The sequence below is a fragment of the Paraburkholderia sp. CNPSo 3274 genome, assembly GCF_024206475.1.
Classification (GTDB): Bacteria; Pseudomonadota; Gammaproteobacteria; order Burkholderiales; family Burkholderiaceae; genus Paraburkholderia.
Window position 1 is genome coordinate 108,551 of record NZ_JAMBPR010000017.1, and the last position, 26,327, is coordinate 134,877.

The window sequence follows — 26,327 nt, forward strand, 5'->3', positions numbered from 1 at the left end:
TTCCGATCGTTTTCGGTCGCTTCGAAGGACGTAGAAGGCATGTTCGATCAGGTGGTTTTCGCTGGCGGCGGCAATCGCTGCTGGTGGCAGGCGGGGTTCTGGGACATCGTCCAGCCAGAGCTGCGCATTCGCCCGCGCGTCATTACGGGCATTTCGGCGGGCGCGGCCACCGCGTGCATGCTCTACACGCGCGACGCCGACTGGGTCATGCGCTATTACGAGGAAGCGCTGCGCCACAACAAGCGCAACGCCTATTGGGGCAATCTGCTGCGCGGCGAGTCGGTGTTTCCGCATTACCGCATCTATCGCCAGGCGCTGCTCGACATCTACGGCGAGCCGTTCACGCAGCTTCAGGACGCGCCTGAGATCCGCATCGGCGTGTCGCATGTGCCGCGTTGGCTCGGTGCGCGCAGCGCCGTGGCGGCGGGTCTCATTGCGTACAACATCGAAAAACACATCCGCAAGACGCTGCACCCCACGCTCGGCCGCAAGCTCGGGTTTCATCCGGAGTTCGTGACGGCGCAGGAATGCGCGAGCGTGGAGGATCTGGCCGATCTCATCCTGCAGTCGTCATGCACGCCGCCGTTCACGCCGGTGCTGCGGCGCGACGGCCGCCCGGTGCTCGATGGCGGCATGGTCGACAACGTGCCGGTCGGCGCGCTCGATGACACGCCCGGCCGTGTGCTGGTGATGGTGACGCGGCTCTATCCGCGTCCGCAGATGTTCGTGGTGCGGCATCAGGCGGCGCAGGGCGTGCAGCAGCGCCTTTACGTGCAGCCGTCGGCCAGGGTGCCGATCTCGAGCTGGGACTACACGAGCCCACAGCAGATGCAGCACGCCTACAACCTCGGCCGAGTGGACGGCGAGCGTTTCCTCGCGCGTTTGCCCGAGGTCATGGAAGCGGCCGCGAACGCCTGAACGCACGCGGCCGAATCAAGAGCAGCTGGAAAGTGCGGGAGGGGCGGCGCGCGCCGCCCCGCGCGGCCGTGCTTACTTGCGGCGGCCGCCTTGCAGTGCTTCGGGGTTTGCGACGCTCGCGTGCTCGCCCGCGTCGAACGCGAGGATGTTGCCGAACGCCCCGCCGAAATACAACTCGTAGCTCTCGCGCTCCACATAGCCGATGTGCGGTGTGCAGATTACGTTTTCCATGCGCAGCAGGCTGTAGCCCTGCAGGATCGGCTCGCTCTCGTACACGTCGATCGCGACCATGCCCGGCCGGTTGTGCGCGAGCGCGCCGAGGAGCGCGTTTTCTTCCATCAGCTCTGCGCGGCTCGTGTTGACGAGCAGCGACGTGGGCTTCATGCGCAGCAGGTCTTCCTGCTTCACGATCCCGCGAGTGTCATCGTGCAGGCGTAGATGTAGCGACAACACGTCGCTCTCTTCGAACAGCGCCTCGCGGCTTGCGGCGGCTTCGTAGCCATCGGCACGCGCCGCTTCGAGCGAATGCTCGCGACCCCACACCAGCACGCGCATGCCGAACGCCTTGCCGTAGCCGGCCACGAGCCGGCCGATCTTGCCGTAGCCCCAGATGCCGAGCGTCTGGCCGCGCATCACCTGGCCGAGGCCAAAGTTGGGCGGCATCGCCGAGGTCTTGAGGCCCGACTGCTGCCACGCGCCCTGCTTGAGGTTGGCGACGTACTGCGGAATGCGGCGCTGCGCGGCCATGATGAGCGCCCACGTGAGTTCGGCGGGCGCGACGGGCGAACCGGTGCCTTCGAGTACGGCGATGCCGCGCTCGGTGCAGGCCTCCATGTCGATGTGCGGACCGGCCTTGCCCGTCTGGCTGATCATGCGCAGATGCGGGAGCTTGTCGAGCAGTTGCGAGGTGATGCGGGTGCGTTCGCGAATCAGCACGAGCGCGTCGACTTCGGCGAGGCGGCTGGCGAGCTGGCCGAGGCCGCGCACCGTGTTGTTGAAAACCTTGACCTCGTGGTCGGCGAGCAGTTGAAAGCAGTCGAGCTTGCGGACGGCGTCCTGGTAGTCGTCAAGGATGGCAATTTTCATGGCAGCGGGTTGTTTTGCGTGTTATGCATCGCGCCTTTCGTAGCGCGACTTCGGTGTTCATCTGGTGGTTATCCCACTATGCAGCGCCGGGAAGACTGGTATGAATATGGGGAGCCTTCACGTCGCTCGCCGCGTGCAGCAGCAGGCATTGCAATTGCGCAAGTCCGAGGCTACGCACGCAGGTTATTGACGCGGTAATCAGCCGCGAATTTGCAACTTTTAACAGCTTGTCGGGCTCCGATGCAAGCCGCTTTACAGACGGTTTCGAACCCCAGGCTAAAGGACCTTGACGACCTGCCCAACTGCGCGAACCGATTCGCATGTTGATCTGCCATCAACATTCGGTTCGTATGAGTTGCGCCTCTCGCGTGCAGCGTCTAAAAGGGCCGATTCCCTTTTTACAGCCCTAAAAATGGAGACAGCTCGATGAACCATCCCGATTACCAAGCCCAGGCCGCCGCGCAGGTGCCCGCCTGGGTCAGGCACCGGAAACTGATCAATTGGGTGCAGAAAATCGCAGCGCACACGCAGCCGGATCGCATCGTGTGGTGCGACGGCTCCCAGGAAGAATACGACCGCCTGTGTGCGCAGATGGTCGAGGCCGGCACGATGCGCCGCCTCAATCCGCAGAAGCGCCCGAATTCGTATCTCGCGTGCTCCGAGCCGTCGGACGTCGCGCGCGTGGAAGACCGCACCTTTATCTGCTCGCCCACCAAGGAGGATGTCGGCCCCACCAACAACTGGGTCGCGCCTGCCGAAATGCGGGCGACGCTCGACGGCCTGTTCGCAGGCTCGATGCGCGGCCGCACGATGTACGTCGTGCCGTTCTCGATGGGCCCGCTCGGCTCGCCCATCGCGCATATCGGCGTGGAGCTTTCCGATAGCCCCTACGTGGCCGTGAACATGCGCATCATGACGCGCATGGGCCGCGCCGTGTACGACGTGCTCGGCGAAGACGGCGCGTTCGTGCCGTGCGTGCACAGCGTAGGCGCGCCGCTCGCGGCGGGCGAGAAGGACGTGCCGTGGCCGTGCAACAAGACGAAGTACATCGTCCACTTTCCGGAAACACGCGAGATCTGGAGCTATGGCTCCGGTTACGGCGGCAATGCGCTGCTCGGCAAGAAGTGCTTCGCGCTGCGCATCGCTTCGACCATGGGCCGCGACGAAGGCTGGCTCGCCGAGCACATGCTGATTCTCGGCGTGCGTTCGCCGGAAGGCCGCAAGTACCACGTCGCGGCGGCGTTCCCGTCGGCGTGCGGCAAGACCAATTTCGCCATGCTGATTCCGCCGCCCGCCATGAACGGCTGGGAAATCACCACGATCGGCGACGATATTGCGTGGATCAAGCCCGGCGCCGATGGCCGCCTCTACGCGATCAATCCGGAGGCGGGCTACTTCGGCGTGGCGCCGGGCACCGGTGAGAAGACCAATTTCAACGCCATGGCGACGCTCAAGGAGAACGTGATCTTTACGAACGTCGCGCTCACCGATGACGGCGACGTCTGGTGGGAAGGCATGACCGACGAGCCGCCCGCGCACGCGATCGACTGGCTGGGCAACGACTGGACGCCCGCCATCGGCAAGGAAACCGGCTGCAAGGCCGCGCATCCGAATGCGCGCTTCACGGCGCCCGCGTCGCAGTGCCCGTCGATCGATCCCGAGTGGGAGAACCCCAAGGGCGTGGCCATCGATGCGTTCATCTTCGGCGGCCGCCGTTCGACCACGGTGCCGCTCGTGACCGAGGCGCGCGACTGGACCGAGGGCGTCTACATGGCCGCGACCATGGGCTCGGAGACCACGGCGGCGGCAGCGGGGCAGCAGGGCGTGGTGCGCCGCGATCCGTTCGCGATGCTGCCGTTCTGCGGCTACAACATGGCCAACTACTTCGGCCATTGGCTCGACGTGGGCGAACGCCTCGCCAGGGCCAGCGCGACGGTGCCGCGCATCTTCTGCGTGAACTGGTTCCGCAAGGGGCCTGACGGCAAGTTCGTGTGGCCGGGCTTCGGCGAGAACATGCGCGTGCTGGAGTGGATGGTGCGCCGCATCGAGGGCAAGGCCACGGGCGACGAGCACGCATTCGGCGTGTCGCCGCGCTACGGCGATCTCGACTGGAGCGGCCTGAACTTCACGCAGGCGCAGTTCGAGCAGGTGATTTCGGTGGACGCCGACGCCTGGCGCGCCGAACTCGCGCTGCACGCCGAGCTGTTCGAGAAACTCGCTCATGGCTTGCCAGAAGTGTTGAAGGACGCCCGCAAGACGCTGGAAGCACGTCTGTAATCCTGTGACGTGAGTGCTCGCTAACTGAATGGCCGCCTTCGGGCGGCCATTTTTATTTCCGGGGTCGAATGCATTGGTGCGGTGCAGAGGCCCGTCTGTTCGGCGCTTGAATGGTTATTTCGCTGCGATGCGCAAAATTGTTTCGTTCGAGGTAACAATCGGACCTCTGTTGATGCGTTTTGGGGTGCAGTCGAAGAATTCGTAAAGAAAATAGGGGCTTCGGAGGCAACTTCTGCACGATTTCTGCTGTCGTAGGAGAATTCGCGGTTTCCTCCGCTGATTAACAGCGGGGTAGTAACAGGCAGGAGTTGTCTCATGGATCATTTGCAGTCGATGCGAGTATTTGTCAAAGTGGCCGACCTCGGCAGTTTCGCCCGGGCCGCTTCTGCGATGGATATTTCCAATGCGGTTGCGACGCGGCACGTTGCCGACCTCGAAGGTCGACTCGGCACGCGTCTGCTCAATCGCACGACCCGCAGTCTCTCCCTGACCGAATCGGGTCAGGTCTATCTCGAGCGCGCCCGCCAGATTCTCGATGAGCTCGAGGATGTCGAACAGATGGTCGTCGCGCGCAATCACGAACCCGTCGGCACGCTGCGCATCGTCGCGCCGGTCGTGTTCGGGCTCCACAACCTCGCTCCGGTGCTGCAGACGTACACGCAGCGCTATCCGCAGGTCATTCCCGACGTCACGCTGGTGGACCGTCAGGTCGATCTCGTCGAAGAAGGCTTCGATCTGGGCGTCGTGACCGCGCGCCAGATGCGCAGCGCCAGCATCGTCACGCGCCGCCTCACCACGGGTTGCATGACCGTGTGCGCCACGCCGGCGTACCTCGAAAAGCACGGCACGCCCACGCGCCCCGAGCACCTCATGGAGCACCCGAGCCTCTCGCTGCCCTCCGAGTACTGGGGTGACGAGCGCGTTTTCACGGGGCCGGACGGCGAAGTCCGCGTGCGCCCGACCAACGTGATCGTGGCGAACAACACCGAGATGCTGCGCCAGTTCGCGCTGCTCGGCATGGGCATCGCGATCCTGCCGAGCTACCTGATTGGCCGCGACATGACGCGCGGGCGCCTCGTGCGGTTGCTTGGCGACTATCGTCTGCCGCAGGTGGAGATCAACGTCGCGTATCCGAGCCGCCGTCACCTGCCGGCCAAGGTGCGCACGTTCATCGACCACCTCGTCGAGCACTTCAGCCAGACGCCGAACAGCCAGCTCGGCGAGCAGTGGGTCAAGGACGGCCTCGCGCGTCCGGCAGTAGCGGCTCGCAATGGCGTTGCGAGCGAGGACTACGATGGCGCGCAGCCCGTGCAGGGCGGGAGCCTGCATGACGGCGAGCACAACGGCATGGACGGCGAGCGCGCACCGAAAGCCGCGCGCGCTTCGGCAGCACGCACCCGGACTTCGGCGATCTCGCCGCTATAAGCCTGATATCACCGTTCATCGGTCGATAAAAAAGGCGCAGCTTCGTGAGAAGCTGCGCCTTTTTGTCTGGCTGTGCTCGGGCCGCCGACGGCCCGAGAAAGGACCGCTTACGACCCTGTCTTGCGCGCCGGCGTCTTGCGGGCGGCGGTCTTGCGCGCCGGTGCGGCTTTGGCGGCCGCCGTCTTGCGCGCGGGCTTCGCCGCCTTGCCTTCTTCAGCCGAATCCGCCGCGTCGTTCGCGGCATCGTCTGCTTCAGCCGATGCGGCCGATTTCTTCGCGGCCGTTTTGGCCGCCGTCTTCGCACTCGGCTCCTTCTTCTCGAACTCGAAGCCGATCTTGCCGTCCGGCTGCTTGACGAGGAAAGCCTTGAAGTTGCGGCCCGTACGCGACGATTTGAAGTTCGTCAGCAAGTCGGTGCGGCCTTCGGCCAGCAGCTTGGCCATCTGGTCGCGCGTGATCTCCTGCTGAAGGATCACCTTGCCCGAGCGGAAGTCGCAGCTCTTCGGATTGGCAACCGAGTGCTCGCACACGTAGCTCATGCCGTGCTCGTACACGCGGCCCTTGCACTTCGGGCATGCGCCCACCGGCTCCTGCTCCGAGAAGTCGGGCACTTCGCCATCTTCAGCGCCAGAGTCCTGGCCGAAATCGAACTCGAGCTTGTAGTTCTTGATTTCGTCGTCGAACGAGAGCTTGAGGATGGCGGAGAACGGCCGGCCCATCTTGCTGCGGAAGCCCGAGAGCGGGCCGATCGTCTTGTTCTGCAGCAGCTCTTCCACTTCGGGGATTTCGAACTGACGGCCGCCCGGAATCTTCGAGATCGAGAACTCGCACTTCGTGCATGCGAAGCGGCGGTAGTTTTCCTTCACCTGGCCGCCGCAATTCGGGCACGGCGTTTGAAGCGTCGCGTAGTCGCCGGGGATCGTGTCCGAGTCGTATTCCTTCGCGCGCTTCACGATGGTCTGCGTCATGCGGGCGATTTCCTGCATGAACGCGTCACGCGGGAGCTTGCCGCGCTCCATCTGCGAAAGCTTGTACTCCCATTCGCCAGTGAGTTCCGGCGCGGTGAGTTCTTTCACGTCGAGACCCCGCAGCAGCGTCATGAGCTGGAACGCTTTGGCCGTAGGGATCAGTTCGCGGCCTTCGCGCACGAGATACTTTTCGCCGAGCAGACCTTCGATGATTGCCGCGCGCGTGGCCGGCGTGCCAAGGCCCTTGGCGGCCATGGCCTCGCGCAGCTCTTCGTCGTCCACGAGCTTGCCCGCGCCTTCCATGGCCGAGAGCAGCGTCGCTTCGTTGTAGCGCGCAGGCGGCTTGGTCACGAGCTGATGCGCCGCGATCTTGTCGGTCTTGACCTTCTCGTCCTTCTTCACCGGCACGAGGTTGGCGTCGTCGCCGCCCGCGTCGCGGCCATAGACCTGCAGCCAGCCCGGCTCGACCAGCACCTTGCCTTCGGTCTTGAAGTGATGTCCTGCGACTTCGGTGATACGCGTGGTGACGCGATATTCCGCCGCCGGGAAAAACACGGCGAGGAAGCGCTTCACGACGAGGTCGTACAGCTTCTGTTCGGGCTCCGAGAGCGACTTCGGCGCCTGCAGCGTGGGGATGATGGCGAAGTGGTCGCTGATCTTCGAATTGTCGAAAATACGCTTGTTTGGCTTCACCCAGCCCTTGTCGAGCACCTGCTTGGCGTGCGGCAGGTAGTTGTTGCTCTCCTTGAGCATCTCGAGCGTGTGCTTGACCGTTTCGAGATAGTCCTCGGGCAGCGCGCGCGCGTCGGTACGCGGATAGGTGAGCACCTTGTGCTTTTCGTACAACGCCTGGGCGAGGCCTAGCGTGTTCTTCGCCGAGAAGCCGAAGCGGCCGTTGGCTTCACGCTGCAGGCTCGTCAGGTCGAAGAGCGCGGGCGAGAGCTGGGTGGACGGCTTCGATTCTTCGCTGACCGTGCCTTCGCGGCCGTGGCAGGCGGCGACGATCGTCTCGGCAGCCGGCAGGCTCCAGAGGCGCGAATCGCGCTTTTCCGGATCGAACTCGTCCCTCTTGAATTTCGGGTCGTACCAGCGGCCTTCATAGAAACCGCCCGCGCAGACGAACTCCGCACGCACTTCCCAATAATCGCGCGGGATGAAACGGCGGATTTTCTCTTCGCGTTCAACGACGATCGACAACGTTGGCGTCTGAACGCGGCCAACCGTCGTGAGGAAGAAGCCACCGCCCTTGCTGTTGAAGGCGGTCATCGCGCGCGTGCCGTTGATGCCGACGAGCCAGTCGGCTTCCGAGCGGCAGCGGGCGGCGTCGGCGAGCGGCTGCATGTCGTGGTCGCTGCGCAGGTTCGCGAAGCCGTCGCGGATCGCCTGCGGCGTCATCGACTGGAGCCACAGGCGCTGGACCGGCTGCTTCGCCTTTGCGTGCTGCGCGATGAGGCGGAAGATCAGCTCGCCCTCGCGCCCCGCGTCGCAGGCGTTGATGAGCTGCGTGACGTCCTTGCGCTTCATCAGCTTGTTGAGCACCTTGAGCCGCGATTCGCTCTTGGCGATCGGGTTCAGGTCGAAGTGCGGCGGGATCACGGGCAGGTGAGCAAAGCTCCACTTGCCGCGCTTGACCTCGTATTCTTCCGGCGCTGCGATTTCGAGCAGATGGCCGACCGCCGACGAGAGCACGTAGTCGTCGCTCTCGTAGTACTCGTCATGCTTGGTAAAACCGCCCAGCGCGCGCGCGATGTCGTTCGCGACGGATGGCTTCTCGGCGATGATCAGAGCTTTGGACATGACTGGTTGCTTGTGGGTGTATCCGGTTGGCGCCCCGGGGCCGATGCCGCCTGAATGGGCGCTTGGGCGCGATGCCCGCGTTGCTGCCCCGCTCGGGGGGCCGTTCTCGACCGCTTTATAGCACATGGCGCGCCGGCGTCGATTTTTGCGTCATCTCATGACAACACCCGCGCACCCGCCAGGGCGCCCAATCATAAGGGCGCGCCAGGTCGTGCGGCAAGCGGCGCTTCTGATCGGGGCCAGATGCTGGTTGCGCTCAAACCGCAGTCAGGGCGGGGCGCAGCTTGGGCGCATCGGACACGCCCGGCAGCGCTGTGAGGTCCGAGAGCATGCGCTCGACCACGGCGGCGTGCGGCAGGACCGTGCCGAAAAAGCGCGTGGCGTGACCGTCTTCGATCAGGATGGTCGGGAAATTCTCGACATCGAGATCGTCGAAGCGGTCGGCATGGGTTTCGATGTCGATGTACGCAAAGCAGACATCGGGATGCGCCTCGGCGATGCGGTCGAACGTGGCGCGGTAGTCGCGGCACGTCCCGCACCATTGCGCGCACAGGCACGCGACGAACAGCGTGTCCTGGTCGCTGACGCGTTCGGCGATCTGATCGGCGTCGGTGTCGAGGTCTAGCGCGGGCATGGTGGTTCCTTGCGTTCTCTTATATATAGAGCGGGTATTTGGCGCGAATGTATCACGGCGGCGCGGGCGGTGATGCTCTCCCAATCCGCGGCATCAGGCGCGCGAGGCCCGCACGAACCAGCCGCCCGGCAGGGCGTCGAGGTGTCCCGCGAGTTCGAGTTGCAGCAGCGTGCCTTGCAGCACCGCTTCGGTCATGTCGGTGCGCTGTGCGAGGATTTCAACCGTGGCCGGTGCGTGACCGAGCGCTTCGAGCAGGCGCCGGGCTTCGGCGCCAAGACTTGCGGGCGATTTTCGTGCTTTAGCACGATTCGCACGCGGTGGCTCGGAACGTGGGCTTTCGGGCGCTAGCAGTGGCGTCTCGCTTGCGTCGTCGTCGCGCTGCATGTGACCGAAGGGAATCGAGACCTTCTGGCGGCATTGCCCCCGCCGCGACGCGAGCGCGCGCCTGGCACCCGAGGGTGGCCCGACGTTCAGTGCGTCGAGCACCTCTTCGGGCGTTTCGACCAGCTGTGCGCCCTGCTTGATGAGCCCGTGGCAGCCACGCGTGAGCGGCGCGTGAATCGAACCGGGCAACGCGAATACGTCGCGTCCCATTTCGTTGGCGAGCCTTGCCGTGATGAGCGAGCCGGAACGTTGTGCGGCCTCGACCACCACCACGCCTTCGACGAGCGCGGCAATCACGCGGTTGCGCTGTGGAAAGTTCGCGGAGCGCGCCGGGGTGCCAAGCGGCCATTCGGAGACGAGCGCGCCGTGTGCGGCGATCTCCGTGGCGAGTGGGTGATGGGCCGGGGGATAGACGAGATCCGCGCCGGTGCCGATCACGGCGACGGTGCCGCCATGTTCGTGGAGCGCGCCGCGATGCGCGGCGCCGTCCACGCCGAGCGCGAGCCCCGAGACGACCGTGAGACCCGACGCGGCGAGTGTGCGCGCGAAGCGCGCGGCGTCTTCGACGGCCTGCGGCGTGGCGTTGCGGCTGCCCACGACGGCTACTGCGCGTGCGTGGAGCAGTTCGAGCCGGCCCTTTGCGTAGAGCAGCGGCGGTGGATCGGGCATATCGAGCAGGCGGCCCGGATAGGCCGGGTCGGCAAGCGTGATGAGCGCGTTGCCGGACGCCGCGAGCCACGCCTGCAGGGCTTCGAGTCGTGCTGCGAAGTCAGGGCGGGGCTCGGCCAGTGCGGCATGTGCGGCTTGCGCACCGGCCACCGCGGCGAGTGCGGTGAACGGCTGGGCCAGCACGTTTTGAGGCAGGCCGAACGCGCCGAGCAGCGCACGCAACGCAGTGGGCCTCAGGCCGCGCGCGAGGGCGAGGCGCAGCCAGTCGGCCAGTTCTTCGGGAGACAGCGGCAAGGTCGTCGGCATTGCGTTTCCCCGGCGCGGACGGTTTGCCGCACCTCGTGATAAAATTTTCACCATCCGAAATACACCGTGGCGTCCTTATCCGTGGCATTGCCCGCACGCCTTCTGGCGCAGCGCATTCACACGGGCGACAGCGTGTTCAACGTTGAATTGCGGCCCTTTCGTCCGAATATGAGGAGATATCCTCCGTATCCGGCACCGGACCCGCAAGCTGGTCGAATGGCCAGGCCGCGCATCGTTCCCTGTTCCTGGCTCAATCAGGCGCCCATCGAGAAACCCGTTAAATCATGGCTCTACTGAACATTCTTCATTACCCGGACAAGCGTTTGCACAAGGTCGCGAAGCCGGTCGAGGTGGTCAACGACCGCATCCGCAAACTGGTCGCCGACATGGCCGAAACCATGTACGGCGCGCCGGGCGTCGGTCTCGCGGCCACCCAGGTCGACGTGCATGAGCGCGTCGTGGTGATCGACGTTTCCGACGCGCACGATGAGCTGCGCGTGTTCATCAACCCGGAGATCATCTGGTCGAGCGCCGAGCGCGAAGTGCATGAGGAAGGCTGTCTTTCAGTGCCGGGCATCTACGACGAAGTCGAGCGCGCGGAAAAGGTGCGCGTGCGCGCGATGAACGAAAAGGGCGAGACCTACGAGATCGACTGCGAAGGGCTGCTCGCGGTGTGCATCCAGCACGAAATGGATCACCTGATGGGCAAGGTGTTCGTCGAATACCTCTCGTCGCTCAAGCAGACGCGCATCCGGAGCAAGATGAAGAAGCTCGAACGCGCGATGTAATCGCGATCTGATCGTCGATTCGATCGTCGCCTTGACCGTAGTACGCCGCGCCGTCTCTTTCTTCATCAACCCGCCGCCACGCACCGAGCGCCCATGAGCCACACCCTTCGCGTCATCTTCGCCGGCACGCCGGAATTCGCCGCCGCGGCGCTCGCTGCGATTCACGAAGCGGGCTTTGCCGTGCCACTCGTCCTGACCCAGCCGGACCGCCCGGCAGGCCGTGGCATGAAGCTCCAGGCAAGCCCGGTCAAGCGCTATGCGCAGGAGCACGGCATGGCCGTTGCCCAGCCGTCATCGCTGCGCCGTACGGGCAAGTATCCGCAGGAAGCCGCCGCGGCGCTGGACCTGCTGCGCGCCACGCCGCACGACGTGATGGTGGTCGCAGCCTATGGGCTGTTGCTGCCGCAGGAAGTGCTGGAAATCCCGCCGCGCGGCTGCATCAACATCCATGGATCTATCCTGCCGCGCTGGCGCGGCGCGGCGCCGATTCATCGCGCGATCGAAGCCGGCGACGCCGAAACCGGCATCACGCTCATGCAGATGGACGCGGGGCTCGACACGGGTCCGATGATCTCCGAGGTGCGCACGCCAATCGCGCCGGGCGACACCACGGGGACGCTGCACGACCGCCTTGCGCAACTCGGCGCGAAGCTGATCGTGGATGGGCTCGTCGCGCTCGAGCGCGACGGCGCGCTGCCCGCCACGCCGCAGCCGGCAGAAGGTGCGACTTACGCCGAAAAGATCGGCAAGCAGGAAGCCGCGCTCGACTGGCGCCGGTCAGCGGTGGCGCTCTCGCGGCAGATTCGCGCGTTCGACCCGTTCCCGGGCGGCGCAGCCACGCTGGACGGCGCGCAGCTCAAGCTGTGGGCCGCCGAGCCCGTAGAGCGCTCAGCGGGCGCCGCCGCCGAGCCGGGCGAGATTCTCGAAGTGAGCCCGGCGGGCGTGGTGGTGGCCTGCGGCGAGGGCGCGCTGCGCCTCACGCAGCTGCAAAAGCCGGGCGGCAAGCGGCTGCCCGCGCGCGAATTCCTGGCCGGCATGCCGCTGGCGGCGGGGCTGCGCTTTCAGTTGCCCGAGGCCCCTGCGGCCTGAACCAGTGCTCGCGCTATCGCCTGAAAATGGCCGAAAGGCCAAACGCCGTGAGACTCCCAGCGCGCTAGAATCAATGGCGTTTGAAGCGCGTTTTTCGATTTTGAGGTTGTCATGCTCGGCATTACCCATTTCGGTTTCTTCCTCGTCGCCGTATTTCTCCTGAACGTGACGCCGGGGCCCGACACGGCCTATATCGTCGGCCGCAGCGTTGCGCAGGGCCGCGGCGCGGGGCTCGTTTCCGCACTGGGTATCTCGGCGGGTTGCTGTGTGCACACGCTCGCCTGCGCGTTCGGTTTGACCGCGCTGCTCGCGGCGTCGGCGACGGCGTTCACGGTCATCAAGATCGTCGGCGCGATCTATCTCGTCTATCTCGGCGTGCGCCTCGTCCTCACGAAGCACGAGGACAGGCCCGCCGCAGGCGCCGCGCAAGCCGCGCCGCCTGCCGCCGCCGCGCGCCCGCTGCGCCAGCTCTTCGTTTCGGGTTTCTGCACCAACGTGCTCAACCCGAAGGTCGTGCTGTTCTTCGTCTCTTTTTTCCCGCAGTTCGTGACCACGGGGACAGAGCACAAGGCGCTGGCTTTCCTCACGCTCGGCGCCGTGTTCATGCTGATGAGCACGGTCTGGAACAGCTTCGTCGCGTGGGTGGCGGGCAGCGTCACGCAGCGCTTCTCGGGCAAGCCGGGCGTGAAGAAGTGGCTCGACCGTACGGTTGGCTCGGCGTTCGTCGGGCTGGGCCTGAAGCTCGCGAGCGCCGCGCGCTGAGATTGAATTTTTCGCAACTGCCCATATCTAACAAATCGCTTACAATGTGCTCGCCCGCGTTCGGCTGACTGGCTGGCGGCGGGCGTTCAACGATCGATTGGATCCCCTGGTGGGTGAAGGAGCACAGCACATGTTCAACTGGGTCAAAACCGCGATGTTGATGGCCGCGATTACGGCCCTTTTCATCGTGATTGGCGGGCTGATCGGCGGGCATCGCGGGATGGTGCTGGCGCTGTTCTTCGCGCTCGCCATGAACTTCTTCTCGTACTGGTATTCGGACAAGATGGTTCTGCGCATGTACAACGCGCAGGAAGTCGACGAGACCACGGCGCCGCAGTTCTATCGCATGGTCCGCGATCTGGCCACGCGTGCGGGCTTGCCGATGCCGCGCGTCTACCTCATCAACGAAGACGCGCCCAACGCCTTCGCCACGGGCCGCAACCCCGAGCACGCCGCAGTCGCGGCGACCACGGGCATCCTGCGCGTGCTGTCCGAGCGCGAAATGCGCGGCGTCATGGCGCACGAGCTGGCGCACGTGAAGCACCGGGATATTCTCATCTCGACCATCTCGGCCACCATGGCCGGCGCGATCTCGGCGCTCGCCAACTTCGCGATGATCTTCGGCGGCCGCGACGAAAACGGCCGCCCGGCGAACCCCATCGCGAGCATTGCCGTGGCGCTGCTCGCGCCGATCGCGGGCGCGCTGATCCAGATGGCGATTTCGCGTGCGCGTGAATTCGAGGCGGACCGCGGCGGCGCCGAGATTTCCGGCGATCCGCAGGCGCTCGCCTCGGCGCTCGACAAAATCCACCGCTACGCGCAGGGCATTCCGTTCCCGGCGGCCGAAGCGCATCCGGCCACGGCGCAGATGATGATCATGAATCCGCTCTCTGGCGGCGGTTTGCAGAACCTCTTTAGCACGCACCCGTCCACGGAAGAGCGCATCCGCCGGCTGATGGAGTTGGCCGCAGGCGGCAAACGCTAAGGCAACAAGTGGTAACGGAAAAACGCCTCTTCGGAGGCGTTTTTTTATTCAGCCCGTCGCCGCGGCGTCGCCGTCCACATGTCGAGCGCCTGCTCGGGCCGAAACCCGCAATGCCCGCTGGCGCAGGGAAACCACGAAGAACACGAAATAAACACCGATGAACCAGGACACGTCGAGCGCGTAGTACACGTGCCCAAATTTGACGATGATCCAGGCAGCGATAAACGCCAAAGGTACGGCATAGAAAAACACGCGATCCATCCGGTTATCGTCGCTGCGGCTCTGGAAGAGCGAAACGTAGCAGCACGCAAAAAACGGCGCGATGTCGTATTCCTTCATTCTCGGATTTAGCGCTAGACAGAACGCGAGGACGTAGAACAGCCTGCCGGGCACGTTTTCGTTTTCGGAAACCATCAGTCGCCGCCCGCGCAACGGATTGACCGCGTACGCGAATAGCGCCACGACCACCAGTTCGTAGAACAGGACGTCTTCCAGGGTCGATAACGCGCGGACGTGCTGTTCGAGTATCCCGAACAACACGAGCCCGGAATCGTTCTGGGCGAGCATCTGCCAGCGCAGCAGGGTTTCGAAGTCGGTCCACAGGCGCGGTTCCAGCGCGAGCTGCGCGATGGTTGCGAGCGCAACACACAAGGGCACGGCGAAGAAATAGCGCATACCCCTGGGGATAAAAAAGAACACGACGGCGTACGTCAGGAAATAGATCTTGATGGAGGCAAAAAGGGCGATGAAAAAAGCTAGCGCGCAATACTTTGCCGTCGCGCCGCCACTTTGCTGCGAGGCGTGCTGTGGACCGTCCTGCGAAGCCGCATAAAAGAGCGCAATGATCAGCAGGTGGCCGAAGATCGCGAAATTCCCCGTGAGGATGCCTCCCACGCCCGCGCCACCGGTCAGAAACCCCAACGCACCCGCGACGACGAAATCCGCATGCCTGATGCTGTAGGCGAGATAGATCAGCGACGCGAAAACGAATGCCAGATAGAGCCAGTGAAACGGAATGCGCGAGAAGAGATTCAGGAAGAGGGGCGGATAGACGAAGGGGAATCCGTGCGCGACATACGGATTCGCGCCGCGCTTGAACTGATCCAGCGCGTACGCGTACACGTTGTAGTCCCAGAAGGGCGAGAACAGCTTTCCGCGTCCCTGCTGGTACACGGAAAAGAGCGCGACGAAGGCGAGGAACGCGAAGTCTTGTTTCTTCCCGAGCAGTTTCATGATGGCGACTACGACGCAGGGAGGAGGGGGCGTTTTCTGTCGCCATCATGCGGCGAGCCGTTAGTCGGTATCCGCCAATATGTATCCCTGCGATTTCATCGCCCGCCGCCTGCGGGCGCGGTGCCGTCAACGGAATCGCGCCGGGCTGGCAGTGTTGCGCGCTCGCCACGCTACAATGGCTCGCTCGTGCATCATTGACGCCGCGTTTTCACCGCGGCCCGCTTCCGGTTTCTTCATGACATCCAGCCCATCCCGGCGACCCAACAAGCCGTCTCACGGCAAAAAGAGTTCCGCATCGCCCGCGCGCCAGCGGGGCGCAGCGCCGGCGCGCAGCGACGCCGTGCGCCTTGCCCCCGATTCGCTCGGCTTTGCGCTCGACCAGGCCGCTCAGGCGGTCGGCGCGGTGCGCGCCGGTGCGGCGCTGCCCGCCGCGCTCGCGAGCGCCTTCGCCGCCTCGCCTGCCGACTTCGCGCCGCAGGCTCGCGGCGCGGTACAGGACATCGCGTATCGCACGATGCGGCGCCTCGGCACGGTCGACTGGCTGATCCGGCAGCGCGTGAGCAAGGCGCCGCCGACGCTCGTCGCGAACTTGCTGGCCTGCGCGCTGGCGTTGCTCGCCGAAGACGAGGCGAGTGCCGCCTACACACCGTTTACGGTCGTCGATCAGGCCGTGCGCGCTGTGGGCGCGCGCCGCGACATCGCTTTCGCGAAGGGGCTCGTCAATGCGGTGCTGCGCGGCTTTCTGCGCGAGCGCGACACCGCGCTTGCCGCCGCCCAGGCCGATGAAACCGCGCAGTGGAACTATCCGCGCTGGTGGATCGACGCGGTCCGCGCCGCATGGCCCACGCAGTGGCAGGCGATTCTGACCGCGGGCAACACGCAAGGCCCGCTCACGCTGCGCGTGAACGCGCGCCGTGCGAGCGCTGCCGAATACGTCCAACGGCTCGCCGCCGAAAACATCGCTGCCACGCAGATCGGCGAACACGCCGTGCGCCTGGCCGCGCCGTTGCCGGTGGATCGCATTCCCGGCTTTCCGGCGGGCGACGTGTCCGTGCAGGACGCCGGCGCGCAAGTGGCCGCGCAAATCCTCGACGTGCGTGATGGGATGCGCGTGCTCGACGCGTGCGCGGCGCCCGGCGGCAAGAGCGGCCATCTGCTCGAGCTTGCCGACATCGACCTGATTGCGCTCGAAAGCGACGCCACGCGCGCCGTGCGCATCGGCGAAAACTTCGCGCGCCTCGGTTTTGCGCAGGACGATCCCGCGCATCCCATGCGGCGCGCAAAGATCGTGGTCGGCGACGCGGGCAATCCTGCCGCGTGGCACGACGGCGAAGGCTTCGATCGCATCCTCGCCGACGTGCCGTGCTCGGCCTCGGGCATCGTGCGCCGCCATCCGGACATTCGCTGGCTGCGCCGCGAGAGCGACATCGCGGCGCTTGCCGCCGAGCAGCGCCGCATCGTCGATGCGCTGTGGCCGCTCGTGAAGCCGGGCGGCGAACTGCTCTACGTGACCTGCTCGATCTTTCCCGAGGAAGGCGAGGCGCAGGCGCGCTGGTTTGAAAGCACCCATGCGGATGCGGTACGATTGGACGCCCCAGGGCAACTGCTGCCCGAGGCGTTCGGCGCGCCGGCCCGGGGGCCAGAAGGCGGCGCAGCCAGCGAGGCGCGGCACGATGCCGCTGCAAAGGCCGAAGTGACGGCAACCGTCTTTCCCGTTCCCGATCGCACCGCAGATCACGACGGATTCTTCTACGCGCGCTTTCAGAAACGGTGACCATTAAACGCTTCTTCCCGCTGCGGTTCGCGGCCCTGATCTGGCTGGTGCTTGCCGTCGTCGGCTTCGTGGCCGCCGCGCCGGCTCGCGCCGACTCGATCTCGGTGCAGCGCGCGTCGCTCCAGGCCGACAGCAATGGCTGGAGCCTCGACGCCCGCTTCGACTTCGACCTCAACAGCAGCCTGGAAGACGCGGTCAACAAGGGCATTCCGCTCTACTTCACCACCGACTTCGAGCTGACGCGCGCGCGCTGGTACTGGTTCGACGAACAGCCGGTGAGCGTGTCGCAAAGCATTCGCCTGTCGTTCCAGCCGCTTACGCGCGAGTACCGCGTGTCGAGCGGCGGCCTGCAGCTCGGCTTCTCGACGCTTGCGGACGCGCTTGCCGTCATCAAGCACGTCACTTCGTGGCACGTGATCGATCGCAACGAGGTGCATGCCGGCGAAACGTACACGGCCTCGGTGCGCATGCAACTCGACGTCGCGCTGATGCCCAAGCCGTTCCAGATCGACGCTGTGAACAACCGCGACTGGAACCTCGCTTCCGACTGGAAGCGTTTTAACTTCACGGTGACCGAACGTGCTAAATAAAGTACGCCGCGCCACCAGCTTCAGCAGCGTCGTCGTCAAGCTGCTCGTTTCCACCGTCGCGTTCACGGCGACGCTGCTGCTCGTCCTGCTTGCCGCGGCGAGCGCGAACACCGAGTTCTTCGACCGCTACTACGGCTGGCTCTACGCGGCCAATATCATCGTCGCGCTGATCTTCCTGTCGGTGGTCACGGCGCTCATGATCGTGATCGTCGTGCGCTTGAGGCGCGGCAAGTTCGGCACGCGGCTGCTCGCGAAGCTCGCGTTCTTCTTCGCGCTCGTGGGCGTAGTGCCGGGCGGCATCATCTATATCGTTTCGTATCAGTTCGTCTCGCGCTCGATCGAGTCGTGGTTCGACGTGAACGTGGAAACCGCGCTTACCGCAGGCCTGAATCTCGGCCGCGGCATGCTCGATGCATCGCTCTCCGACCTGCAAACCAAGGGCCGTCTCATGGCCGAGCAGATTGCGAGCGGCGACGCCGCAGGCACGACGCTCACGCTCCTGCGTGCGCGCGACCAGTTCGGCGTGCAGGACGCGATGATCGTCGAGCCGGTGCGCAGCATGTCGGGCGCAGCGCCCGACATGCACGTCGTGGCGCAGGCGTCGAGCAACTTCTCGTCGCTCATGCCCGCCGATATGCCCACTTCGCTCATGATCGATCAGGCGCGCGGGCGCGGCTATGCGGCGATCGAGGGCGAAGTGGACGGCGACCCGCATCAGCTTGGCTCGAAGGGCGCGCTTCGATTGCGCGTGGTCACGCGCATTCCCGATGCGAACACAACGGATCTGCAGCCGGTCGAGCGTTTCCTGCAGCTCGAGCAGCCGGTGCCGTCCGCGCTCGCGCGCAATGCCGACGCCGTGCAGCGCGCGTATCGCGAGTATCAGGAGAAGGCGCTGGGCCGCACGGGCCTGCGCAAGATGTATATCGGCACGCTCACGCTCGCGCTCTTCCTTGCGACCTTCGTCGCGATGATGCTCGCGCTCGCGCTCGGCAACCAGCTTGCCAGGCCGCTCTTCCTGCTCGCGCAGGGCACGAAGGAAGTCACCGAGGGCGACTACACGCCCAAGCGCGAAATCAAGTCGCGCGACGAACTGGGCTTCCTTACGCAGTCGTTCAACGCGATGACGCGCCAGCTTTCCGAAGCGCGCCAGGCCGTGGAGAAGAACCGCGTCGCGCTCGAGCATTCGAAGGCGTACCTCGAAAGCATTCTCGCGAACCTCACGGCGGGCGTGTTCGTGTTCGACCGGCAGTTCCGCCTCACGACGGCGAACCCCGGTGCGGAGCGCATCTTCCGTCAGCCGTTCCAGACGCAGCTCGGCGTCGCGCTCGATCATATCGGCGCGCTCACGGAGTTCGGCGCGATGGTGCGCAAGGCCTTCGCCGATCAGGAAGCGTCACGCGGCGACGGCGATCAGGGTCGCGGCCACTGGCAGCAGCAGTTCTCCGTGCCGATTCCGGGCGAGAGCGATCCGCTCACGCTGCTCGTGCGCGGCGCGCGCCTCGTTTCCGACACGGGCCGCGACGCGGGCGACATGCAGACCTCGGGCTACGTCGTGGTGTTCGACGACATCTCCGACGTGATCTCGGCGCAGCGCTCGGTGGCGTGGGGCGAAGTCGCGCGGCGTCTTGCGCACGAGATCAAGAATCCGCTCACGCCGATTCAGCTCTCGGCGGAACGCCTGCAGATGAAGCTCTCCGACAAGCTTGCGCCAACGGACGCCGAAGTGCTCAAGCGCGGCGCGACCACCATCGTCAATCAGGTCGCGGCGATGAAGCAGATGGTCGACAACTTCCGCGACTACGCGCGCACGCCGCCGGCCGTGCTCGCGCATCTGCAGCTCAATGATCTCGTGAGCGAAGTGCTCACGCTCTACGGCGCGGAAGAAGGCAAGAGCGCGATCAAGGTCGAGCTCTCCGACTTGCCAGTGATACGCGGCGACGCGACGCAATTGCGCCAGGTGATCCACAACCTGCTGCAAAACGCGCAGGACGCGGTGGCCGACACGCAGAATCCTCGCGTGACGCTCGAGACTCGCGCCGTAGAATACGGAGACCCCGACGCGCAAGGCCGTACGCGCGTGGCGGTGCGTCTCACGGTATCGGACAACGGCCCGGGTTTCCCGGCGCGCATCCTCACGCGCGCGTTCGAACCCTATGTGACGACCAAGGCCAAAGGAACAGGACTCGGGCTTGCGATGGTCAAGAAGATCGTCGACGAGCACGGCGCGCGCATCGACATCCGCAATCGAATGAGAGCGGGCGATGTGATCGAAGGCGCGCAGATCTCGATTCTCTTTCTCCAGTTGGCAGACGATGCCGCCACGCCCGGACCCGGTCGATCCGGGGAGGGGCAGGCGCGTGTCGAAGCGGAGCAGGGATCAAAAGCAACAGTGCAGACAAGGGCAGCGTAAATGGCAACCATCCTGGTGGTAGATGATGAAATGGGCATCCGGGAATTGCTCTCGGAGATCCTCAGCGACGAAGGACACGTCGTGGAACTCGCGGAAGATGCGCAGCAGGCGCGCGACTTCCGGCAGCGTCACGTGCCGGACCTCGTGCTGCTCGATATCTGGATGCCGGATACCGATGGCGTGACGCTGCTCAAGGAATGGGCCGCGCAGGGCCATCTCACGATGCCGGTCATCATGATGTCGGGGCACGCGACCATCGACACCGCCGTCGAGGCGACGAAGATCGGCGCGCTCAACTTCCTCGAAAAGCCGATCGCGCTGCAAAAGCTGTTGAAGGCGGTCGAGCAGGGGCTCGCGCGCGGCACAGCCGCGCCGGTCGCGCCGGCCACATCGGCGGCGGCGGGGAAATCGACGGTGGGCGGACCCGCGGTCGTGGCATCGGCGGCGGCGCTGCCGGTGCTGGGCGCCGACGGCGTGCATGGCATGCAGGCGGGCGGCACGGCCACGCAAACGGCATCGATCTCGTTCGACATTCCGCTGCGCGATGCGCGCGACGCGTTCGAGCGCGCCTACTTCGAGTACCACCTCGCGCGCGAGAACGGCAGCATGACGCGCGTGGCCGAGAAAACGGGGCTTGAGCGCACGCACCTGTATCGCAAACTCAAGCAGCTCGGCGTGGACCTCGGCAAGAGCAAGGGCGAATGAACGTGTGAAAGTGAGCGGCGCGGCCAGCGTCATCAATTGTGCGAAAGCACTTGGCAAGCGCTGCATTCATCGCTATAATCTTTTTTCTTCGTTGGCCCGGTAGCTCAGTTGGTAGAGCAGCGGATTGAAAATCCGCGTGTCGATGGTTCGATTCCGTCCCAGGCCACCAGAATGCAGCCCCAGGAGATCGTTCGATTCCTGGGGCTTTTTCGTTGTGCTCGTTGTCCGCATTGTCTTGTGGGTTCCAGACATCGACGGTATCCAGGGTATAAGGGTGCGCCGATGCCCGTGCAGGGGCCCCGACCTATACTGCATGAGCCGGCGCGGGGTTGTCCCTGCCGGTCCGCCCGGGCGCATCGAGCAACAAAAGCAAGCAACGAAAGCATTCGCGCGGAAACCTCATACACGGAGTTTCACGGTGACTCGAACAGAAGCCAAGGGCGCGCTCGTACTGTTTTCCGGCGGCCAGGATTCGGCCACGTGCGTCGCATGGGCGCTCGACCGCTACGAGAGCGTCGAAACGCTCGGCTTCGATTACGGCCAGCGTCATCGCGTCGAACTGGAATGCCGCGAGGGCTTTCGCGCGGCGATTGCCAGCACGTTCCCCGAGTGGGGCGAGCGCCTCGGCGACGATCACATGATCGATCTCTCGGTGCTCGGCTCGATCAGCGACACGGCCATGACGCGCGAGATCGAGATCGAAACCGCCGAGAGCGGCTTGCCGAACACCTTTGTGCCGGGCCGGAACCTGATGTTCATGCAGATTGCCGCGGCGATCGCTTATCGTCGCGGGCTCAAGGTGCTCGTGGGCGGGATGTGCGAAACGGACTTCTCTGGCTACCCCGACTGCCGCGACGACACGATGAAGGCGCTGCAAGTGGCGCTCAATCTCGGCATGGACACGCGTTTCGTGCTGGAAACGCCGCTCATGTGGCTCGACAAGGCCGACACGTGGAGGCTCGCCGAAAAGCTGGGCGGCGAAGCGCTGGTGGACATGGTCCGCGTGGAAACGCACACCTGCTACGTGGGCGAACGCGCCGAGCTTCACGCGTGGGGCTTCGGTTGCGGCGAGTGCCCGGCGTGCAAGTTGCGCAAGCGCGGATATGAAGCGTATCTCGCCGGCGAGAATGTGACGGAAGCACCGGTCTGAGCGTTAGCCTCGGCCCGCACGCGTGACGTTCGCTGTGAATGAATATGGCCAGGGCCGCGCACGGGCGGTGCGCCCCCGCCGACACGATGATTTCGCGCCCGAGACCAACCGGCTTTGCACGCGCCTTGCGCTCATGAGCCAGAACCAGGCTGCACGATGACTTACGCGGTAAAGGAAATTTTCTACACGTTGCAGGGCGAGGGCGCGAACGCCGGGCGTCCGGCCGTGTTCTGCCGGTTCGCCGGCTGCAATCTCTGGTCGGGCCGCGAGGAAGATCGCGAGCAAGCCGTTTGCCGCTTCTGCGACACTGACTTCGTCGGCACCGATGGCGAGAACGGCGGCAAATTCCGTACGCCGGAAGAACTCGTCGCGAAGATCGCGTTGCTGTGGCCAGAAGGCGAGGGCAACCGCTTCGTGGTTTGCACGGGCGGCGAGCCGATGCTGCAGATCGACCAACCGTTCGTCGACGCGCTGCACGCCGCCGGTTTCGTGATCGCGATCGAAACCAACGGGTCGCTGCCGGTGCTGGAAACCATCGACTGGATCTGCGTGAGCCCGAAGGCCGACGCGCCGCTCGTCGTCACGAAGGGCAACGAGTTGAAGGTTGTCGTGCCGCAGGAAAACCAGCGCCTCGCTGAGTACGCGAAGCTCGATTTCGAGTATTTTCTCGTGCAGCCCATGGACGGAGCGTCGCGCGACCTGAACACGAAGCTCGCCATCGACTGGTGCAAGCGCCATCCGCAGTGGCGCCTGTCGATGCAGACCCACAAATACCTGAACATTCCCTGATTCACGCGAATTTACCTGAAGAAGCGCCGTGCTGACGATCACCCGAAAACTCGAATTCGACGCGGGCCACCGCATCCCCGACCACCGCAGCCAGTGCCGCAATCTGCACGGCCATCGCTACGTGCTCGAAATCACGCTGGAAGGCGACCTCGTCGAAACAGAGGGCGCGCCGGACCGCGGCATGGTGATGGACTTCGCCGATGTGAAGTCGCTCGCGAACCAGCATCTCGTCGATCTGTGGGATCACGCGTTCCTCGTCTTCGCGGGCGATACACAAGTGCGCGGCTTCCTCGAGACGCTGCCGGGCCACAAGACGGTCGTGATCGACCGCATTCCGACCGTGGAAAACCTCGCGGCAATCGCGTTCGACATTCTCGCGAACGTGTACGACGCGCACTATGGCGTGAATCTGCGCCTGCACAAGCTGCGCCTGTACGAGACGCCGAACTGCTGGGCCGAAGTCACGCGCGACTGACGCGCGCAGGACCCGCTTTACCCGCCTCACCCTCGCTCCGACGACCCGCGCAAGGCGGGTTTTCCGTGCCGTCCGCCAAGTTTTTGTCGCGGTATGATCATTGCCGCAAGGCCTGCGCATCCCCGCGCGCGGCCCGACAAACACATAACGGAGCGAGACCTGCCGGCTGCCGCGCTACCGGGCGAAACCGCCCGCGCCTGACGCGTGCGCCCCGCAGCCTCGCCGGGAGCACGGCGATGAGCACCTTCACCAATCCCCTCAAGGAACGCCTCAAAGAGGCGGAACCGCTATTCGGGTTATGGCTTTCGATGGGCAGCGAGACCGCCGCTGAGGCGCTCGCACACGCCGGCTTCGACTGGCTGCTGATCGACATGGAGCACACCCCCAACGACAGCGCCGACACCATCGCGCAACTCCGGGCCATCGCCGCCGCGCATCTGCCCACCGAGCCCGTAGTGCGTCTGCCCGGCAGCGAGCCATGGCTCGTCAAGCATGTGCTCGACGCGGGCGCGCGCACGGTGATGTTCCCCAACGTGGCCTCGGCTGAAGAGGCCGCGCGCGCGGTGAGCCTCACGCAGTACCCCGATGCGCGCACGCCCGGCGGCCAGCGCGGTGTGGCGGGCGCGGTGCGCGCGGCGGCCTACGGGATGCGGCGCGATTACCTTCAGGGCGCGAACGCGCAGATCGCGACGATCGTGCAGATCGAGTCGGCGGCGGCGCTGGCCGAAATCGAGAAGATTGCGAGGGTGCCGGGTGTCGACTGCCTGTTCGTGGGTCCCGCCGATCTGGCGGCGAGCCTCGGCCATCTCGGCGACTCAAAGCATCCGGACGTGGTCGCCGCCGTGCAGCGCATCGTCGCAGCCGCGCGCGAGGTGGGCGTGGCAGCGGGCATCTTCGCAATGGATGCGGCCGCCGCCAGGCAGTATCGTGAGATGGGTTTCAGTTTTATCGCGCTGGCCGCCGACGTCATGTGGCTCGTGCGTGCGACACGCCAGGCGCTCCAGGAGGCGAGATCATGAAGCGTCCGAAAGCGCTTTTGGGGCGGATGGCGCGCGCGCTTGCCATCGGCTGTTTCGCGGCCGCAGCGCTCGGCGTGAGCGCAGTCGCGGCAGCCGCCGACGCCGCTAGCGCCACCGCGGGCGCGCAATCCGATCCGCAAACCGCCAACGCCGTTGCCGATTACAACGCGGGCAACCTCAGCGGGGCGCGCGCCGAGTTCCAGGCGGCGGCCGAGCGCGGCAACCGGCTGGCGGAGTTCAACTACGCGATGATGCTCGTGAACGGCGAAGGCGGAGCCGCCGATGTGGGCGAGGGCCGCAAGTGGCTGCGCAAGGCGGCGGACGCGAACATGTCGCATGCGCAGTACGTGTACGGCAAGATGTACGACGACGGCGACTTCGTCGAGCGCGATCCCGTGCAGGCACACCAGTGGTTCCTCAAGGCGGCAAAGCAGGGCCACGTGCAGGCGGAGCTTGCGCTCGCGAACCAGTACCTGGACGGTCGCGGCACCACACGCGACAACAAGCAGGCGTTCTACTGGTACAAGAAAGCCGCAGAGGGCGGCGACATGACCGCGCAATACGTGACCGGTTCGTTCTACGAGCGCGGCGGTGACGGCGTGCCGAAGAATCTCAACGTCGCGCGCGCGTACTATGCCGCGGCGGCGGCGCAGGGCGATCCCGTGGCGCGCCTGAAGTACCAGCAGTTGAGCGCGCAGCTGATGAAGTCGGCGCCCACGCAGTAAGCGCCACAAAGAGACCGCCGAAACGAAAACGCGCCGGACAATGCCGGCGCGTTTTTTTGCTGCTGCGATCGAGCGGGCATGGCCGCTCGCCGCGCCCTCAACTCTGCATCAACCGCTTCTGGCGTCCCACGCTCATGATGAGCCCGATCGCCACGCCGAGCGTAGTGAGCGCCGTGCCGCCGTAGCTCATGAACGGCAGCGGCACGCCCACCACGGGCAGGATGCCGCTCACCATGCCGATGTTCACGAACGCGTAGGTAAAGAACGCCATCGTGAGCGAACCGGCCAGTAATCGCCCGAAGAGCGTCGCGCCGTTCGCGGCGATATAGAGCCCGCGCGCGATCAGACACATGTAGAGCGTGAGCAGCACGAGGCCGCCCGCCAAGCCGAACTCCTCGGAGAACACCGCGAAGATGAAGTCGGTGTGCTTTTCGGGAATGAACTCGAGGTGCGACTGCGTGCCCTTCAACCAGCCCTTGCCGAGCGGGCCGCCCGAGCCGATCGCGATCACGGCCTGGATGGTGTGGAAGCCCTTGCCGAGCGGATCGGAGGTCGGGTCGAGCAGCGTGCAGATGCGGTGCTTCTGGTAGTCGTGCATGAGCGGCCAGTTCACCTGCGGCTGGCAGATCTTGTCCTGGAACGCCGCGATCGAGGCCACCGCGATCACGCCCGCGATCAGCACCGGCACGATCAGCTTGAACGAGAGCCCCGCGAAATAGATGACGAAGAGGCCCGATGCGAACACGAGCACGGCGGTGCCGAGGTCCGGCTGCTTGGCGATGAGCCCCACGGGCACGAGCAGAATCACGAAGCCGACGACGAAGTCGTACCAGCGCATCACGCCTTCTCGGCGCTGGTAGTACCACGCGAGCATGAGCGGCGTGGCGATCTTGAGGATTTCCGAGGGCTGAATCACGACGCCCACGTTGATCCAGCGCTTTGCGCCCTTGCGCGTGAGGCCGAATAGCGCCACGGCGATGAGCAGGGCGATGCCGAAGGTATAGATCGGCACCGCGAAGCGCATGAGCGTGTTGGGCGGCACATTGGCGAGCGCCCACATCAGCACGAAGGTGAGCATGATGTTGCGCAGCTGGTCTTCCACGCGGCCCGGCACGTCGAGGCTCGCGCTGTACAGCGTGACGATGCCCACGCACAGCAGCAGGAACACGGTGAGCGCGAGCGGGCGGTCGAAGCCGAGGAACATCTTGCGCAGCGTGTCGAGCACCGCGCGCTTGTCGATCTTGTCGAACTGGAGGAAAGGCATGGTGACTTCCTTACTCGTCGATGCCGCCCGTTGCGGGCTTGGGCGGCGGTGCGAGCGTGGCCGCGTCGCTCGCGCTGGCGGGGCGGCGCGGGCGATGGGGGCCAG

The 26,327-nt window shown here is 65.2% G+C and carries 22 protein-coding genes and 1 tRNA gene; 17 read left to right on the plus strand and 6 right to left on the minus strand.

The window, feature by feature from the left end:
* Window positions 1–39: 39 nt before the first annotated feature.
* Window positions 40–918, plus strand: a complete 879-nt coding sequence (locus M3I54_RS14205) for a patatin-like phospholipase family protein (RefSeq protein WP_254336828.1) — start codon at window positions 40–42, stop codon at window positions 916–918.
* Between the two features lie 72 nt (window positions 919–990).
* On the opposite strand, the gene M3I54_RS14210 is transcribed toward M3I54_RS14205, so the two are convergent.
* Window positions 991–2,004 carry a D-2-hydroxyacid dehydrogenase family protein gene (locus M3I54_RS14210; RefSeq protein ID WP_254336830.1) on the minus strand — a complete coding sequence of 338 codons (1,014 nt, stop codon included), beginning with the start codon at window positions 2,002–2,004 and terminating at the stop codon, window positions 991–993.
* A gap of 426 nt (window positions 2,005–2,430) precedes the next feature.
* On the opposite strand from M3I54_RS14210, the gene M3I54_RS14215 reads away from it, so the two are divergent.
* Both M3I54_RS14215 and M3I54_RS14220 read left to right on the plus strand, forming a co-directional pair.
* Window positions 2,431–4,281 (plus strand): phosphoenolpyruvate carboxykinase (GTP), encoded by a 1,851-nt coding sequence (locus tag M3I54_RS14215; RefSeq protein WP_254336832.1) that lies wholly within the window; start codon window positions 2,431–2,433, stop codon window positions 4,279–4,281.
* 315 nt (window positions 4,282–4,596) lie between these two features.
* On the plus strand, window positions 4,597–5,706 hold the full coding sequence (locus M3I54_RS14220; RefSeq protein WP_254336834.1) for a LysR family transcriptional regulator: 1,110 nt from the start codon (window positions 4,597–4,599) through the stop codon (window positions 5,704–5,706).
* 107 nt (window positions 5,707–5,813) lie between these two features.
* On the opposite strand, the gene M3I54_RS14225 is transcribed toward M3I54_RS14220, so the two are convergent.
* From M3I54_RS14225 to dprA, 3 genes are all read right to left on the minus strand, one after another.
* On the minus strand, window positions 5,814–8,471 hold the full coding sequence (locus tag M3I54_RS14225) for a DNA topoisomerase III (RefSeq protein WP_254336836.1): 2,658 nt from the start codon (window positions 8,469–8,471) through the stop codon (window positions 5,814–5,816).
* 256 nt (window positions 8,472–8,727) lie between these two features.
* Entirely contained in the window at window positions 8,728–9,105 is a 378-nt protein-coding gene (locus tag M3I54_RS14230) for a thioredoxin family protein (RefSeq protein WP_254336839.1), read from the minus strand.
* 93 nt (window positions 9,106–9,198) lie between these two features.
* On the minus strand, window positions 9,199–10,464 hold the full coding sequence (gene dprA, locus M3I54_RS14235) for a DNA-processing protein DprA (protein WP_254336841.1): 1,266 nt from the start codon (window positions 10,462–10,464) through the stop codon (window positions 9,199–9,201).
* A 284-nt stretch (window positions 10,465–10,748) separates the two neighbouring features.
* Between dprA and def the strand changes: the two genes are divergently transcribed.
* From def to htpX, 4 genes are all read left to right on the plus strand, one after another.
* Window positions 10,749–11,252 (plus strand): peptide deformylase, encoded by a 504-nt coding sequence (def, locus tag M3I54_RS14240; RefSeq protein ID WP_254336843.1) that lies wholly within the window; start codon window positions 10,749–10,751, stop codon window positions 11,250–11,252.
* Between the two features lie 93 nt (window positions 11,253–11,345).
* Window positions 11,346–12,341 carry a methionyl-tRNA formyltransferase gene (fmt, locus tag M3I54_RS14245; RefSeq protein ID WP_254336845.1) on the plus strand — a complete coding sequence of 332 codons (996 nt, stop codon included), beginning with the start codon at window positions 11,346–11,348 and terminating at the stop codon, window positions 12,339–12,341.
* Between the two features lie 111 nt (window positions 12,342–12,452).
* A complete protein-coding gene (locus M3I54_RS14250) occupies window positions 12,453–13,103 on the plus strand; it encodes a LysE family translocator (RefSeq protein ID WP_254336847.1) in 651 nt (216 codons plus the stop codon).
* 130 nt (window positions 13,104–13,233) lie between these two features.
* Window positions 13,234–14,088 (plus strand): zinc metalloprotease HtpX, encoded by an 855-nt coding sequence (htpX, locus tag M3I54_RS14255; protein WP_254336849.1) that lies wholly within the window; start codon window positions 13,234–13,236, stop codon window positions 14,086–14,088.
* Between the two features lie 48 nt (window positions 14,089–14,136).
* On the opposite strand, the gene M3I54_RS14260 is transcribed toward htpX, so the two are convergent.
* The gene (locus tag M3I54_RS14260) at window positions 14,137–15,321 is read right to left on the minus strand and encodes a hypothetical protein (protein ID WP_254336851.1); all 1,185 of its coding nucleotides are present in this window, start codon (window positions 15,319–15,321) and stop codon (window positions 14,137–14,139) included.
* Between the two features lie 235 nt (window positions 15,322–15,556).
* Between M3I54_RS14260 and rsmB the strand changes: the two genes are divergently transcribed.
* The 10 genes from rsmB to M3I54_RS14310 all read left to right on the plus strand — a co-directional run bounded on the left by rsmB (window position 15,557) and on the right by M3I54_RS14310 (window position 24,958).
* Window positions 15,557–17,095, plus strand: a complete 1,539-nt coding sequence (rsmB, locus tag M3I54_RS14265; protein ID WP_254336853.1) for a 16S rRNA (cytosine(967)-C(5))-methyltransferase RsmB — start codon at window positions 15,557–15,559, stop codon at window positions 17,093–17,095.
* The gene (locus M3I54_RS14270; RefSeq protein ID WP_254336855.1) at window positions 17,092–17,685 is read left to right on the plus strand and encodes a DUF4390 domain-containing protein; all 594 of its coding nucleotides are present in this window, start codon (window positions 17,092–17,094) and stop codon (window positions 17,683–17,685) included. Before rsmB ends, M3I54_RS14270 begins: the two co-directional genes overlap by 4 nt.
* Window positions 17,675–20,095 (plus strand): PAS domain-containing sensor histidine kinase, encoded by a 2,421-nt coding sequence (locus M3I54_RS14275; RefSeq protein ID WP_254336857.1) that lies wholly within the window; start codon window positions 17,675–17,677, stop codon window positions 20,093–20,095. The genes M3I54_RS14270 and M3I54_RS14275 overlap by 11 nt, the downstream gene beginning before the upstream one ends.
* Entirely contained in the window at window positions 20,096–20,800 is a 705-nt protein-coding gene (gene esaR, locus M3I54_RS14280; protein WP_254336859.1) for a response regulator transcription factor EsaR, read from the plus strand.
* Window positions 20,801–20,893: 93 nt separating this feature from the next.
* Window positions 20,894–20,969: transfer RNA gene (locus M3I54_RS14285), tRNA-Phe, on the plus strand.
* Between the two features lie 249 nt (window positions 20,970–21,218).
* On the plus strand, window positions 21,219–21,950 hold the full coding sequence (gene queC, locus M3I54_RS14290; protein WP_254336861.1) for a 7-cyano-7-deazaguanine synthase QueC: 732 nt from the start codon (window positions 21,219–21,221) through the stop codon (window positions 21,948–21,950).
* Between the two features lie 156 nt (window positions 21,951–22,106).
* A complete protein-coding gene (gene queE, locus M3I54_RS14295; RefSeq protein ID WP_254336863.1) occupies window positions 22,107–22,739 on the plus strand; it encodes a 7-carboxy-7-deazaguanine synthase in 633 nt (210 codons plus the stop codon).
* 31 nt (window positions 22,740–22,770) lie between these two features.
* Window positions 22,771–23,214 carry a 6-carboxytetrahydropterin synthase QueD gene (gene queD / locus M3I54_RS14300; protein ID WP_028203213.1) on the plus strand — a complete coding sequence of 148 codons (444 nt, stop codon included), beginning with the start codon at window positions 22,771–22,773 and terminating at the stop codon, window positions 23,212–23,214.
* Window positions 23,215–23,450: 236 nt separating this feature from the next.
* Window positions 23,451–24,233, plus strand: coding sequence for an HpcH/HpaI aldolase/citrate lyase family protein (locus M3I54_RS14305; RefSeq protein ID WP_254336865.1), 783 nt, complete (start codon window positions 23,451–23,453; stop codon window positions 24,231–24,233).
* A gap of 26 nt (window positions 24,234–24,259) precedes the next feature.
* Complete coding sequence (locus tag M3I54_RS14310) at window positions 24,260–24,958, plus strand: tetratricopeptide repeat protein (protein ID WP_375542142.1); 699 nt, start codon at window positions 24,260–24,262, stop codon at window positions 24,956–24,958.
* Window positions 24,959–25,055: 97 nt separating this feature from the next.
* Here the strand turns inward: M3I54_RS14310 and rodA are convergent, their stop codons facing one another.
* Window positions 25,056–26,222: a rod shape-determining protein RodA gene (gene rodA, locus M3I54_RS14315; protein ID WP_254336869.1), complete on the minus strand. Its 1,167-nt coding sequence runs from the start codon at window positions 26,220–26,222 to the stop codon at window positions 25,056–25,058.
* Window positions 26,223–26,327: the final 105 nt, after the last annotated feature.